Annotated in this window: 14 protein-coding genes; 4 read left to right on the top strand and 10 right to left on the bottom strand. The window is 50.9% G+C overall.

What is annotated here, in order from left to right; translation table 11 throughout:
• Positions 1–198, top strand: a 198-nt coding sequence (locus Q0L39_RS07755; RefSeq protein WP_296628111.1) for a hypothetical protein, incomplete at its 5' end; no start/stop codon positions are given.
• A 59-nt stretch (positions 199–257) separates the two neighbouring features.
• On the opposite strand, the gene Q0L39_RS07760 is transcribed toward Q0L39_RS07755, so the two are convergent.
• Together Q0L39_RS07760 and Q0L39_RS07765 are read right to left on the bottom strand one after the other, a co-directional pair.
• Positions 258–593: a sigma-70 family RNA polymerase sigma factor gene (locus tag Q0L39_RS07760; RefSeq protein WP_296628113.1), complete on the bottom strand. Its 336-nt coding sequence runs from the start codon at positions 591–593 to the stop codon at positions 258–260.
• Positions 587–814, bottom strand: a complete 228-nt coding sequence (locus Q0L39_RS07765) for a sigma factor (protein WP_296628114.1) — start codon at positions 812–814, stop codon at positions 587–589. Before Q0L39_RS07765 ends, Q0L39_RS07760 begins: the two co-directional genes overlap by 7 nt.
• A 220-nt stretch (positions 815–1,034) precedes the next feature.
• Here Q0L39_RS07765 and Q0L39_RS07770 point away from each other — a divergent pair, with 220 nt between their 5' ends.
• The 3 genes from Q0L39_RS07770 to Q0L39_RS07780 are packed head-to-tail and all read left to right on the top strand — an operon-like array spanning position 1,035 to position 4,159.
• Positions 1,035–2,291: an SPFH domain-containing protein gene (locus Q0L39_RS07770; RefSeq protein WP_296628116.1), complete on the top strand. Its 1,257-nt coding sequence runs from the start codon at positions 1,035–1,037 to the stop codon at positions 2,289–2,291.
• 39 nt (positions 2,292–2,330) lie between these two features.
• A complete protein-coding gene (locus tag Q0L39_RS07775; protein ID WP_296628118.1) occupies positions 2,331–3,371 on the top strand; it encodes a zinc ribbon domain-containing protein in 1,041 nt (346 codons plus the stop codon).
• Positions 3,365–4,159 carry a TPM domain-containing protein gene (locus Q0L39_RS07780; RefSeq protein ID WP_296628120.1) on the top strand — a complete coding sequence of 265 codons (795 nt, stop codon included), beginning with the start codon at positions 3,365–3,367 and terminating at the stop codon, positions 4,157–4,159. The genes Q0L39_RS07775 and Q0L39_RS07780 overlap by 7 nt, the downstream gene beginning before the upstream one ends.
• 87 nt (positions 4,160–4,246) lie before the next feature.
• Here Q0L39_RS07780 and pruA read toward each other — a convergent pair whose 3' ends face one another.
• From pruA to metG, 8 genes are all read right to left on the bottom strand, one after another.
• On the bottom strand, positions 4,247–5,875 hold the full coding sequence (gene pruA / locus Q0L39_RS07785; protein WP_296628121.1) for an L-glutamate gamma-semialdehyde dehydrogenase: 1,629 nt from the start codon (positions 5,873–5,875) through the stop codon (positions 4,247–4,249).
• Positions 5,876–5,973: 98 nt separating this feature from the next.
• On the bottom strand, positions 5,974–8,349 hold the full coding sequence (gene hypD / locus Q0L39_RS07790; RefSeq protein ID WP_296628122.1) for a trans-4-hydroxy-L-proline dehydratase: 2,376 nt from the start codon (positions 8,347–8,349) through the stop codon (positions 5,974–5,976).
• A gap of 66 nt (positions 8,350–8,415) precedes the next feature.
• Complete coding sequence (locus tag Q0L39_RS07795) at positions 8,416–9,330, bottom strand: trans-4-hydroxy-L-proline dehydratase activase (RefSeq protein WP_296628124.1); 915 nt, start codon at positions 9,328–9,330, stop codon at positions 8,416–8,418.
• A gap of 251 nt (positions 9,331–9,581) precedes the next feature.
• Positions 9,582–9,797 (bottom strand): hypothetical protein, encoded by a 216-nt coding sequence (locus Q0L39_RS07800; RefSeq protein WP_296628126.1) that lies wholly within the window; start codon positions 9,795–9,797, stop codon positions 9,582–9,584.
• 126 nt (positions 9,798–9,923) lie between these two features.
• Positions 9,924–10,715 carry a TatD family hydrolase gene (locus Q0L39_RS07805; protein WP_296628128.1) on the bottom strand — a complete coding sequence of 264 codons (792 nt, stop codon included), beginning with the start codon at positions 10,713–10,715 and terminating at the stop codon, positions 9,924–9,926.
• A 30-nt stretch (positions 10,716–10,745) separates the two neighbouring features.
• A complete protein-coding gene (locus tag Q0L39_RS07810) occupies positions 10,746–11,216 on the bottom strand; it encodes a GNAT family N-acetyltransferase (RefSeq protein WP_296628129.1) in 471 nt (156 codons plus the stop codon).
• A 24-nt stretch (positions 11,217–11,240) separates the two neighbouring features.
• Positions 11,241–11,843 carry an HD domain-containing protein gene (locus Q0L39_RS07815; RefSeq protein WP_296628131.1) on the bottom strand — a complete coding sequence of 201 codons (603 nt, stop codon included), beginning with the start codon at positions 11,841–11,843 and terminating at the stop codon, positions 11,241–11,243.
• Between the two features lie 61 nt (positions 11,844–11,904).
• Positions 11,905–13,305 (bottom strand): methionine--tRNA ligase (gene metG / locus Q0L39_RS07820; RefSeq protein WP_296628133.1); only part of this gene is annotated, 1,401 nt, incomplete at its 5' end.

The following is a 13,305-nucleotide window of genomic DNA, read 5'->3' on the forward strand; positions in this document are numbered from 1 at the left end:
GCACTGCTTTGCAGATTCTGCAAAGCGGCGTTTGCGTTTGGCATCGGAAAAAACCTGCTGCATCCGGCGATCAAGCTCGTGCAGATCCGGCGCAGGGATGTCCGCAAGGGATGTGTCGGCATCAAAATCCTCTACTGTGCGCCGAGCATGTTCCAGTGCGGCATGCTTGAGCAAAAGGTCATCATATTCCTGATTTAACAGATTGAAATCGTCGTCAAAAGATGAATTCCGGTTACTTTCACTTTCCGGGGAAATCTTCATCTGTTTTCCCCCTCCTCCCTTAAAGCGTAAGCTTTTTTCAGCGCCTTCAAAGCGCGATGAACCACGACCCGCACACTGGCGGCTTTGATGCCCATCGCTGTGCCGATCTCCTCATCGGACAGGTTGTACAGATAGCGCATTGTCAGAACATCGCGGTATGATTCGTGCAGGGACTCCAGCATCTCATAGAGGTCTTCCTGCTCAAAGCGACGGATCAACGCTTCCTCAGGACCTTCGTCCGTGTCGGGCAAAACCTCCTCCAGTTCCCCTAATCCCAGCTGCGGATGACTTTTTTGCTGACGATAGAGGGTGTAGGAGAGGTTTCTCACCATAATGACGAAGTAGGCACGGGTTTGTTACAGTCCAGTGAACAAATCAGCGAGCTTTTTTCAATCGCCTTGGTAAAAACACTTTGCACAACATCGTCGGCAAGGTGTTCGTCATGAAGCAGTTTATAGGCGTATCGCCACAAAGGTACCTTGTATTCCTGATAAAGCTGTTCGATCCGCTCAAGTTCACACGTCTTTTTGGACGGCTTCAGCAGTCGGATCATGCACTCATTCCTTTCCGTTTCCAAATACATTCTACAATCTTAATAAATATTGTAGCGGATATTCTTAAACATTACAATGGACGAGATGTGAATTTATCAAAAATCTTTTTGCAGCAGTTGAAAGATGCTCAGGATGGGTAATTGCAAACAAAAATAATGTATGATATAATGACGGCGTATGACACGAAAAATGTAATATTTGTTGAAAGGGTGAAGATCTATGGGAATCATCAAAGCAGCGATCAGCTCGATTGGAGGCAGTTTTGCAGATCAGTGGCTGGAATACTACTGCGTCGGTGAGATGGGAAGCAAAACGGTCATGGCAGCCGGTGTCAAGGTGCGCGGCAGAGATAAACGCAATGCAAACACAAAAGGTTCCGCGGACTATATCAGCGATGGTTCGATCATCGAGGTCGGCGTCAACCAGTTTATGATTCTGACCGACGGCGGCAGAATTGTCGATTTTACCTCCGAGCCAGGCTACTACAAGGTGGACAACGGCAGCGCTCCGTCGCTGTTTAACGGTGGATTTTCCGAAGCGGTTCAGGAGAGCTTTGAGCGCTTTAAGTTCGGCGGCGTGCCATCCCGCTCGCAGAAGGTCTATTTCATCAACCTTCAGGAGATCAAGGACATCGCGTTTGGCACTCCAAATCCGATCAACTATTTTGATAACTTTTATAATGCAGAGCTGTATCTGCGCACCAACGGCTATTTTTCGATTAAGATTGTTGACCCGATCAAATTCTATGCGGAAGCAATCCCGCACAATCAGGACAATGTCAGCGTGGAGGACATCCAAAAGCTGTACATTGCCGAGTTTTTGACCGCCTTCCAGACCGCCGTCAACAAGATGTCGATCGATGGCATCCGCATTTCTCACGTCACCTCCAAGGCGATGGAGCTGGCGCAGTATATGAGCGACGTGCTGGATGAATCCTGGAACGAGAAGCGCGGCATGAAGATCGAATCGGTCGGCATCAACTCGATCAGCTACGATGAAGCTTCCAAGAAGCTGATTGAGATGCGCAATCAGGGCGCGATGCTTTCCGATCCGACCATCCGCGAAGGTTATGTACAGGGTGCAGTTGCCCGCGGACTGGAAGCGGCAGGCTCCAACAAGTCGGGAGCTGCGGCAGGCTTTTTCAATATGAATATGGGAATGAACCAGGGCGGCAGCTTTATGGCGGCAGCAAGCGCTTCCAATCAGGCAGCGGCAGCAGCACAGCCTAAAGCAGCTCCTGCAAATGAGTGGACCTGCTCGTGCGGAGCAAAGAACACCGGAAAATTCTGCATGGAGTGCGGCAAGCCAAAGCCGGAAACGCAGGAATGGACCTGTTCGTGCGGAGCGAAGAATACCGGCAAGTTCTGCACAGAATGTGGAAAGCCAAAACCAGCTGCTGCATTCTGTCCAAATTGCGGCAAAAAGATTGAGAGTCCAAGCAAATTCTGTCCCGAATGCGGCACCAAGCTGTCCTAGAAAACGGCGGTTTGACAACCGAGCAAAGGGGGAGAGAAGATGGAAGTTTTATCCTATCAGTGTCCCAACTGCGGCGCACCGCTCGAATTTAACAGCGAAACCCAGCACTGGGACTGTAAATTTTGCCTGAGTTCCTTCGGAGAGGAGCAGCTGGAGGAATACAACAGACAGCATTCGCAGGAAGAGGAGCAGACACAGGAGGACAGCGGAGAAAAGAAGTGCTACTTCTGCCCGAATTGCGGCGCAGAGCTGGTCACCGACGATGTCACCGTCGCCACCTTCTGCACCTTCTGCGGAAATCCTTCGGTCCTTCCGAAGAAGATGGAGGGAGAATTTCATCCAAAGGCATTGATTCCGTTTAAGCTGGACAAAGAACAGGCAAAGCAGGCGCTGTACGACCTGTGCAAAAAGAAGCCTCTGCTGCCGAAGGATTTTACCTCGCACAGCCACATCGAAAAGGTGACGGGCATCTATGTGCCGTTCTGGCTGCACGACAGCTATGTCAATGCACAGATGAAGGCGATCGGCAAACGGATTCACGTCTGGAGAACAAAGGATGTCGAGTACACCAAGACGGATGTCTATGACATTGTCCGCGAGGCGGCAATGACCTATCGGAACATTCCGACCGATGCTTCCAAGCAGATGAACGACGACATGATGGATGCGCTGGAGCCGTTTTCCTATGACGACCTCAAGGATTTCAACATGGCGTTTCTGTCGGGCTATTTTGCACAGCGGTACGATGTAACCAGGGAAGAATGTGCAAACCGACTGAAGGAAAGAATCACCCAGAGTGCCACAGAAAAGCTGCGGGACAGCTGTTCCGGTTATACGACGGTGGATGTCTCCAGCATGGAGGCGGACATTATCAAATCCAGCAGCCGCTATGTCATGCTGCCAGTATGGCTGTTGTATACCAAGTACCACGGCAAAGATTATCTGTTTGGCATGAACGGCCAGACCGGCAAGATGGTCGGCAATCTGCCGCTGAGCGTCGGCAAGGCCGCTGCGCTGGCAGGAATCATCACTGCCGCTGTGACCATCCTGGGAACGATAGGAGGGCTGCTGATATGCTAAACAGCAAGTGGATGAAAAGGGCAGCGATGCTCTCGCTTTCGCTGGTGCTGCTGTTTGTCTGTGCAGTGACAGCCTTTGCGGCAGAGCCTTCCAAGCTGCCGCTGACCAACTACGGAGAGATCCGAATTGTCGACGATGCAGGGCTTCTCACCGGCAGTGAGAAGGACGAACTGACCGCCTATGGACGGCAGATTGCGCAGGAAACCGGCTTTATCGTCTTTGTAAAAACCACCTTTGACACCGACGGCAAGGAGGTTCGCCGCTATCTTGCCGACGAGTATGAGCAGCTTGGCTACAACGACAGCCTTCCGGCGATCATGCTGTGCATTGATATGGGAGGACGCAACCTTGCTGTGCTGACAACAGAGGCCTACACCGATTATTTTCCGGTTAAAAAGACCGATGCAATGGTCGATGATGTAGCGCCCTATCTGACAAACGGCGATTATGCCGGCGGTATCTGGTATTTCCTGGACGAGGCAGAGGAGACCATTGTCAATTACGGCGTCAAACCGGTGGGCACCATCGTGCTGGTTTCGTTTGTTTCAGGATTGGTGCTGGCGGCACTTGTGGTCGGCGGCATGATCTATCTGCATCCGCGCATCTCTTCGAGCAAGATTTCGGCAACTGCTTATCTGCAGGGAGGAAGAGTGCAGATGCACCGGCAGGAGGACCGCTTTGCTCACACCTTTACCACCAGCCGGAGAATCCCTAAAAACAACAGCAGCGGAGGCGGCGTATCCAGCTCTTCGGGCGGCGGATACAGCGGAAGCTCCGGTAAATTCTAAGACGGCTCAATCAATTTTTATTGCAATCAAAAAGGTTCCTGACACCATGGTGTCAGGAACCTTTTTTTGATCTGCAAAGGGAGAGCTTTATTCTTCAGCCATGAATGGATAAGCAATGTCGTTGGAAGGAACAAAGTTTTCCTTGATGACTCTTGGGCTGATCCAACGGTAGAGGTTGAGCATGCTGCCAGCCTTGTCGTTGGTACCGGAAGCACGTGCGCCGCCGAATGGCTGCTGACCAACAACAGCGCCGGTTGGCTTGTCGTTGATGTAGAAGTTGCCAGCGGTGTTGGACAGCGCTTTTTCCATCTTGACGATAGCGCTTCTGTCCTGTGCAAAGATAGCGCCGGTCAGACCGTATGGGGAAGCGGTGTCGCAGATCTTCAGGGTTTCGTCCAGCTTCTCATCCTCGTAAACATAGACGGTCAGGACTGGGCCAAAGATTTCTTCGACCATGGTCTTGAAGTCCGGAGTTTTTGCCTGGATGATGGTTGGTTTTACAAAGTAACCCTTGGAGCCATCGTAGCCGCCGCAGAGAACCTCTGCATCGGAGGAAGCGTTTGCATAGTCGATGTACTCGCTGATCTTCTTGAAGGAAGCCTCGTCGATAACAGCTGCCATGAAGTTTGTGAAGTCTCTTGGGTCGCCCATCTTCAGTTTTGCAGTTTCTTCCAGCACTCTTTCCTTGACCTGTGGCCAGATGCTTGCAGGGATGTAAGCGCGGGAGGCAGCGGAGCATTTCTGACCCTGGAACTCGAAGGCGCCGCGAACCATAGCAGCAACCAGTGGTTCTACCTGAGCGGTTGGATGTGCAAAGATGAAGTCTTTGCCGCCGGTTTCACCGACCAGACGAGGATAAGAATGATATTTTGCGATGTTTTCGCCGACCAGGCTCCATACGCCGCTGAAAACAGCAGTGGAACCGGTGAAGTGGAAGCCAGCCATGCGGGCATCAGACAGCAGGTATTTGCTGACATCCGAGCCGCGGCAAGGAACGAAGTTGATGACGCCGTCCGGCAGTCCAGCTTCCTTCAACAGCTGCATGAAGTAGTAGTTGGAGAGAGCAGCGGTCTGAGCAGGTTTCCAAACAACGGTGTTGCCCATGATGGCAGGAGCAGTACAGAGGTTGCCGCCGATCGAAGTAAAGTTAAATGGAGTGATAGCAACAACAAAGCCATCCAGAGGACGGTATTCGGTGCGGTTCCATACGCCGTTGGAGTTTTCCGGCTGCTGTTTGTAGATCTGCTCTGCAAAATAAACATTGTAGCGCAAAAAGTCAGCCAGCTCACAGGCGGAGTCGATTTCAGCCTGGAAAGCAGTTTTGCTCTGTCCGAGCATGGTGGCAGCGTTCATCTTTGCACGCCATGGACCAGCCAGCAGGTCGGCAGCTTTGAGGAAGATGGAGGCTCTGTGCTCCCAAGGCATATTTGCCCATTCTTCCTTGGCAGCCATAGCAGCGTCAGCAGCAGCTTTCAGCTCTGCTTCGCCAGCGATGCTGTACTCAGCCAGAACATGGTTAAAGTCGTGCGGCATGACGCATTTGCCCTTGTTGTCGGTACGGTACTCTTTGCCGCCGATGATGATCGGAATGTCTACCTTCAGCTCGGACTGACGATCCAGCTCTTTTTTCAGTGCTGCACGCTCAGAGCTGCCTGGCAGGTAGGCTTTGACAGGTTCATTGTAGGCTTTTGGAACTGCAAAATGTGCGTTGCTCATAATATTAACGTCCTTTCCAGTAAATAAATTTCAAAAAGAGAAGGGGGCAAGGAGGAAAGAGCCCCCAAAATACATGAGAAAACAATATTCAACCAAGATTAGTCGAACGACTGTTCGGTTCTGGCGATGATCTCATCCTGCAAAGCGCGGCTGAGGTTGCGGAAGTGGTCGCTGTAACCGGCGACGCGGACGATCAGATCCTTGTATTCTTCAGGGTTATTCTGTGCGTCGATCAGCGTCTGACGGTCGATGACGTTGAACTGGATATGGTGTCCGTCCATGTTGAAGTAGGAGCGGATCAGGTTTGCCATGTTGTCCAGTCCTTCTTCTCCGGCGACGACACTTGGAGTGAACTTCTGGTTGAGCAGAGTGCCGCCGGTGCGCAGGTGATCCATCTTGGAGCAGGATTTGATGACGGCGGTCGGTCCGTGAACGTCTGCGCCCTTTTCCGGGGAGATACCTTCCGAAACTGGTTTGTATGCCAGACGACCGTTTGGACTTGCCATCATGACCTCGCCGAAGTAGACGTGGCAGGTGGTTGGCAGCATGTTGATGCGGTAGGCGCCGCCGCGGACGTTCGGACGGCCGGAGACGGTCTGATAGTAGTAATCGAATACCGATTCCATGATTTCGTCGGCGTAGTCGTCATCGTTGCCGTACTTCGGAGTTTTGCTGGTGACAAAGTTGTAGATTTCAGGATAGCCCTCGAAGTTATGTTCCAGAGCTTCCATCAGTTCGTGCATGGTGAAGCGCTGTTTTTCATAGACGTTGTATTTGATGGCAGCCAGCGAGTCGGTGATGGTGCCGATGCCAACGCCCTGAATGTAGGTGGTGTTGTAGCGGGCGCCGCCGCCGTTGTAGTCCTTGCCTTTGCTGATGCAGTCGTTGGTGATGATCGACAGGAACGGAGCCGGCATATATTCCTTGTAGATTTTTTCGATGACGTTGTTGCCGCGAATCTTGATGTCGGCAAAATGTTTGACCTGTTTTTTGTAGGCGTCAAACAGCTCGTCGTAGGTTTTGAAGTCCTCTGCGTTGCCCAGCTTCAGACCCAGCTGCTTTTTGCTGACAGGATCATAGCCGTTGTGCAGGGTGATTTCCAGAATTTTCGGGAGGTTAAAGTAACCGGTCAGGATGTAGGCTTCGTTGCCGAAGGCGCCGGTTTCCACACAGCCGCTGGTACCGCCGCGGCGGGCATCCTCAATGGATTTGCCTGCGTTGAGCAGCTCCTGAACGATGGCTTCGGTGTTATAGAATGCCGGCTGGCCCCAGCCTTTTCTGGAAATTTCGCAGGCACGTTTGAGGAAGCGCTGCGGTGTCTTTCTGCTGATCTGTACGTTCGAGCTTGGCTGCAGCAGCTTCATCTCGTCCATGCAGTCCAGAATCAGGTAGCTGACGTCGTTGACACCGTCGCGACCGTCCGGTGTGATGCCGCCGGTGTTGATGTTTGCAAAGTCGGTGTAGGTGCTGCTCTCTTTTAAGGTGATACCTACCTTTGGAGGAGCAGGCTGGTTGTTAAATTTAACCCACAGACATTCGAGCAGCTCCAACGCTTTCTCGTCATCAAGGATGCCTTCCTCGACATCGTGTTCATAGAACGGATAGAGGTGCTGGTCCAGACGGCCCGGGCTGTAAGCATCCCATGGGTTTAATTCGGTGGTGACGCCCAGATGAACAAACCAGTACATCTGGATGGCCTGCCAGTAGGTTTCCGGCTTATGTGCAGGAACGACGTCGCAGTTGTGTGCAATCTGAAGCAGTTCCTCTTTGCGGACCGGATCGCTTTCCTTCTCGGCAAGTTCTCTTGCCATATCGGCATAACGTTTGCCCAGAATCATGATGGCGTCGCAGGCGATGGACATCGCTTTGAGCTCATTCTGTTTGTCCAGTGCTTCAGGGTCGTTTAAGAAGTCGAGTTTATCCAGTGCATCCTGAATATCCTTTTTATAATCCAGGAATCCTTTGGTATAGATCTTCTGGGAACCGACAGTATGACCAGGACCGCGCTGTTCCATAAACTCGGTGAAGATACCGGATTCATAGCAGTCCTTCCATTCCTGTGTCATCTCGTTGAGGATTTTGTGACGAATCGAACGGTTTTCCCAGTAAGGAATGATCTTTTCTTCCTGCAATTTCAAATCCTCGTCGCTGACCTTGAAGCTGATGAGTTCGCGGTCGTTCATGACGCGCATGTCTTCCAGCGTGTGGCAGCACAGCTCAGGGAAGGTCGGGGATTTCTGTGGACCGTCGCCCTTTTCGCCGACGATCAGCTCACCATCGTTGATGCACAGATGACGGTGCTCCATAAAGTATTTGAATGCGATGGCGCGCATCTCCGGCACCGAAACGGTGCCTTCGTATTTCTGGTAAGCGTCGGTCATCAGATCGGCGCGCTCCATGTAAATTCTGGCTGGAGTGTCCAGACTTTGACGACGCAGCTTTTGGATGCGTTCGTTCATGCCTCTTTCTTCCATGGGATATTTCTCCTTCCGAATCTAAAAATCAGAATGTGGTTGTTTTGAAATCCGGTATCAAATTGCTTAGCCGCCGATTTTGACGTCGGTATATCCGGCTGCAATAAACTGGTTCTGAATCTGTTCGAGCCGCTCCTGCGAGGGCTTTTCAAAGGTGACGCCCTTGTATTCCTCACCCAGCTTATCATATTTGTGGTTGCCGGTGTTGTGGTAGGGCAGAAGGTTGGTTTTAACGATGTGGATGTTGTTTTCCTTCAGGTAGCGGATGATGTCCTGAATGTCGCTGTCCTCGGTGTTGACCGGTACGATCAACGGCAGACGCAGATTGATGCGGGCGCCCGCCTCGCTGAGCTTTTTGAGGTTTTCCAGAATCAGGGCGTTGTCCTGACCCATGTACTTTTTGTGGCGTTCAGGGTCGATCAGCTTGATGTCATACAGGAAGGTGTCGACATAGGGGAGGATTCGCTCGTAATTTTCCCACGGAGCATATCCGCAGGTGTCGATGGCGATGTTGAATCCTTTTTTGTGCAGCTGTTTTGTCAGTGCCTCGATATATTCCGGTGACTGCAGCATGACCTCGCCGCCCGAAAGAGTGACGCCGCCGCCCGACTGTTCGTAGAACATCTGATCCTTTTCGATTTCCTTGATCAGCTCACAGATGGAATAGGTGCGGCCACAGATTTCACGGGCGTTGTTAAGGCAATATTCGGTGCAGGTTCCGCAGGCATCACATTTGGTGCGATCTGCCAGAAACTGTCCGTCTACCTCTTGGATGCCGTGCTGTGGACAAACTTCGGCACAGCGGCCGCAGGAGGTGCAGCGTTCGGCGTTGTACATCAATTCGGGTGCAAAGCGCTGGCTTTCCGGATTGTGGCACCACCAGCAGCTGAGACTGCATCCTTTAAAGAAAACGGTGGTGCGAATGCCGTCACCATCGTGGACGGAAAATTTCTGAATATTGATGATATTCGGTAAATTCATATCAATCCCTCTAAATTTCACAATATGAAAATAAATGCGATTTAATTTCAATTTCATTATAAAACAAGTGCGTAAAAAAATCAAATCGCAGAATATGAGAAAAAAGAATGATGATTTTATTCAAAACACCCAATAAAACAGGAAAGGCTTTTGTTTTGCCATAGAAAACAGGGATTTCAGGAAAAAGAAAAAAGCAGTTTAGTGAAATTATATTTCACTAAACTGCTAAAAATGACTGCACAAGGATCAGATTATTTTCTTCCTTTTTTCTTTTTGCTGGCAGCGGAAAGCACCAGGAGCAGGACGATGACGATGACCGAAACAACCAAAAGACCAATCACCAGTCCAACCTTATTATCATCGCCGGTGTATGGGATGCCTGTTGCAAAGACAGTAGGAGTCAGTGCAAAAAAGGAAGCCGCGAACGCAGACAGGAACACTACCAGGCGCTGAAAAAGATTGCGCATAACAAAACATCCTTTCTGAATTAAAATTCGACAGTAAGTTTATTATAGACCCAGCTTTTACCATTGTCAATGGGATAGAAGATATTGTATAAAATTTTCGCAAAATGTCACTTTTTATACAGAAGCTTATCGCAGAGAGAGCGGGATATTGTAGACCGCACAGGCGTTCTGGAAGGTCTGGTCGGCCAGCTGCTGAGGGTCTATACCTTTGATCTGAGCGAGCTTTTCCACCATGCGAGGGAGCATGGTGGAGTCACAGCGTTTGCCGCGGTATGGTTCCGGCGCCATATAGGGACAGTCTGTTTCCACGAGCAGCCGGTCGAGTGGGATTTCGGCGGCAGCTTCGACGGCGCGGCGCGCATTTTTAAAGGTGATGACACCGGTAAAACCGATGTACATTCCCAGACGCAGAACCTCTTTGGCAACCTCCGCCGAGCTGGAGAAGCAGTGCATGATCCCCTTCGGACGGTATTTTTTGAGCAGTTCCAGCGTGTCCTGATGGGCGTCGCGGTTGTGGATGATGACAGGAACATCCAGGTCCTTTGCCAAAGCCAGCTGCTCCTCAAAGATTTTTTTCTGGATGTCGCGCGGCGCATCGTCATCATAATAGTAGTCCAGCCCGATTTCGCCCAGCGCCATTGCTTTTTCATAGGAGAGCTGCTGAGCGATGACATCCAGATAGTCGCGGGAATTCTGCGCGGCAATCTCCGCCGACTGATCGGGATGGATGCCGATGCTGCAATAAACAAACGGATATTTTTTGGCAAGCTCGATGCCTGCGACGTTGGCACTGGTAGTGTTGCCAACGTTCATGATGGTGCGCACACCGTTGGACGCCATCGAGGATAGAAGTGTGTCGCGATCGTCGTCGAAGCGCGGGTCATCGTAATGTGCATGAGAGTCGAAAATATTTTGCATGGGAACCTCCGTTTCCGTAGAATATAGATATTATGTATTAGAAAGATGCTTTTCCATCACAAGGAAAGGATATTGTCCTCCGTTTGTTGTAATCATTTCTTGTTTACAAGGAAGGTATCCGGCGCGTTGATAAACTTTTTGTGCGCGTATATTAAAAGAAGCAACGGAAAGACAGAGTATAGAGACGTCGGAGAAAGAATTTAGAATAAATTGCTCAATTTCATTTAAGAATGTACTGCCAAGTCCTTTTCCAGTCAGATCAGGGTGCAACCCCAAACCGATCTCGACCGAGAAATCATTGTGGGAAAGGGCGAAAAATCCAATCAGAACTTCGTTTGAATAAACGCTCCAATAGTTTTCGCCGCGTTTTTCTGGGGAAAGAAGTTCTTGCAGGTCTTCAGGATCGTTTTCCATATCGTAAAAGGAGTAGATACCCTCGTAATGCCAATTTGCGATTTTTTTAGCATCAGACTGACTCATAGGGAAAATTTGAAATTGCATAAAAAACCTCCTGTCACAAGAAAATCAGACCAAATCCACCGACGAATTTTCCAGCACGTTGGGAAGCAGGGAATAGATGCTGCATCCGCAGAGCTGGTCAAAACGTTTTTTCACCTGCATGAATGCCTTCCATTTGTCGATGGAATGTTCGGTAACACCATGGCGCAGGGCCACATCGATGAGCCTTTTTTCGAGGATGCAGGCGCCGTTTGGCAGGGAAATGGCGTCGCACAGCTGAATCAAGCGGTCGTAATCGTCATAAGGATGGCTGTTTAAAAAATCCTGTAAAAAGGCAAGCTGCGCTTGGGTGCAGTCGATCTTTCCGATATAGGTGTGAATATCCTTGCTCGGAAAGGAGTGGGTCAGGCAGATGCGGGCGACCTCAGGCTCTCCGAGCGACATCATCAGGTCGTACCCGTCGAAGATGTGCCGGATGCCGCTGATTCCTGCACCGCGTCCAATGTCGTGCAGCAGTCCCATCACCTCAGCTGTTTCAGGATTTAGGCCTGCCTTTTGGGCGATGCGTTTTGCATTGTCTGCAACCGAAAGGCTGTGCTGTTCCCAGGGACCTGGATTGTTTTGAACAGCCTGTCTGAGATAAGCCAATGCACTGGCAGATGAAATCACAAAAATTCCTCCCCTCGTCCAATCGAAAAAAGAGGAGCATTCGCTCCTCTTTTTTATATCCTTAGCGCAGTTTAGAACCGTTTGGAATCGAATCATCGACATACAGAACCTTGACGGTCTTGTCGTCGACGTCCGCAGCGATGATCATGCCGCAGGATTCCTCGCCGCACAGTTTTGCAGGCTTGAGGTTTGCAACCACAACAACCTTTTTGCCGATCAGGTCCTCCGGTTTGTACCATGGAGCAATGCCGGAAACAACCTGTCTGCCGCCCTCGAAGCCGTCATCCAGCTGGAGCTTCAGCAGTTTCTTTGCACGTTTAACCGGTACACATTCCTTGATCTGAGCGACGCGCAGGTCAACCTTGCCAAAGTGGTCGATGTCGATCAGCTCGGCAACGCCCTCATATTTTGGAAGCTGTGGATGAGCAGCAGCCTGCTGAGCAGCCAGCTCCTCCAGCTCTTTCTGCATGTCGATACGCGGGAACAGGGTAGCGCCCTTGTGTACGGTTACATTCTTTGGCAGAACACCGTATTTTGCAGCGTTTTCATAGGAAACGTCCTCTGCGGTCGCGCCGATCTGCTCGGTGATCTTGGCAGCACTTTCCGGCATGAATGGAGAGAGCAGCGAAGCGGATACACGCAGGGATTCAAGCAGGTTATACAGAACGGTAGCCAGTCTTGCTTTCTTGGTTTCGTCCTTGCCCAGCGCCCATGGAGCAGTCTCGTCGATATATTTGTTGGTGCGGGAGATGACCTTGAATACCTCTGCCAGAGCGTTCTGGAAGGCGTATTTTTCCATCTGCTCGTCGTATTTTTCGCGCAGAGAGGAGATCATCGAGATCAGTTCGTCGTCGATTGGATCGGCTTCACGCTCCTGTGGCAGAGTGCCGCCGAAGTATTTTTCCACCATCGAAACCGAACGGGACAGCAGGTTGCCCAGGTCGTTTGCAAGGTCGATGTTGATGCGGTTGATGAGCGCTTCGTTGGAGAAGTTGCCGTCCGAACCAAATGGGAATTCGCGCAGCAGGAAGTAACGCAGGGCATCGACACCGTAGCGCTCTGCCAGAACATATGGGTCAACGACGTTGCCCTTGGATTTGCTCATCTTGCCGCCGTCCAGCAGCAGCCAGCCGTGACCGTAAACCTTCTTTGGCAGCGGCAGGTCGAGTGCCATCAGGATTGCAGGCCAGATGATCGAGTGGAAGCGGACGATCTCCTTGCCGACAAAGTGAACGTCAGCCGGCCAGTACTTGTCAAAGTCGTTGTATTTATCGTTTTCGTAGCCCAGTGCATTGATGTAGTTGGAGAGTGCGTCGATCCATACATAAACAACATGTCCTGGGTCAAAGTCGACCGGAACGCCCCAGCTGAAGGAGGTACGGGAGACACACAGATCCTCCAGGCCTGGTTTGATGAAGTTGTTGATCATCTCGTTGACGCGGCTGCGCGGCTCGAGGAAGTC

The organism is uncultured Negativibacillus sp. (assembly GCF_944388365.1).
Lineage (GTDB): Bacteria > Bacillota > Clostridia > Oscillospirales > Ruminococcaceae > Negativibacillus.

Coding starts and splice junctions, on each gene's coding strand:
- Q0L39_RS07760 (WP_296628113.1), bottom strand. CDS start 593: ATGGTGAGAAACCTCTCCTACACCCTCTATCGTCAGCAAAAAAGTCAT.
- Q0L39_RS07765 (WP_296628114.1), bottom strand. CDS start 814: ATGATCCGACTGCTGAAGCCGTCCAAAAAGACGTGTGAACTTGAGCGG.
- Q0L39_RS07770 (WP_296628116.1), top strand. CDS start 1,035: ATGGGAATCATCAAAGCAGCGATCAGCTCGATTGGAGGCAGTTTTGCA.
- Q0L39_RS07775 (WP_296628118.1), top strand. CDS start 2,331: ATGGAAGTTTTATCCTATCAGTGTCCCAACTGCGGCGCACCGCTCGAA.
- Q0L39_RS07780 (WP_296628120.1), top strand. CDS start 3,365: ATGCTAAACAGCAAGTGGATGAAAAGGGCAGCGATGCTCTCGCTTTCG.
- pruA (WP_296628121.1), bottom strand. CDS start 5,875: ATGAGCAACGCACATTTTGCAGTTCCAAAAGCCTACAATGAACCTGTC.
- hypD (WP_296628122.1), bottom strand. CDS start 8,349: ATGGAAGAAAGAGGCATGAACGAACGCATCCAAAAGCTGCGTCGTCAA.
- Q0L39_RS07795 (WP_296628124.1), bottom strand. CDS start 9,330: ATGAATTTACCGAATATCATCAATATTCAGAAATTTTCCGTCCACGAT.
- Q0L39_RS07800 (WP_296628126.1), bottom strand. CDS start 9,797: ATGCGCAATCTTTTTCAGCGCCTGGTAGTGTTCCTGTCTGCGTTCGCG.
- Q0L39_RS07805 (WP_296628128.1), bottom strand. CDS start 10,715: ATGCAAAATATTTTCGACTCTCATGCACATTACGATGACCCGCGCTTC.
- Q0L39_RS07810 (WP_296628129.1), bottom strand. CDS start 11,216: ATGCAATTTCAAATTTTCCCTATGAGTCAGTCTGATGCTAAAAAAATC.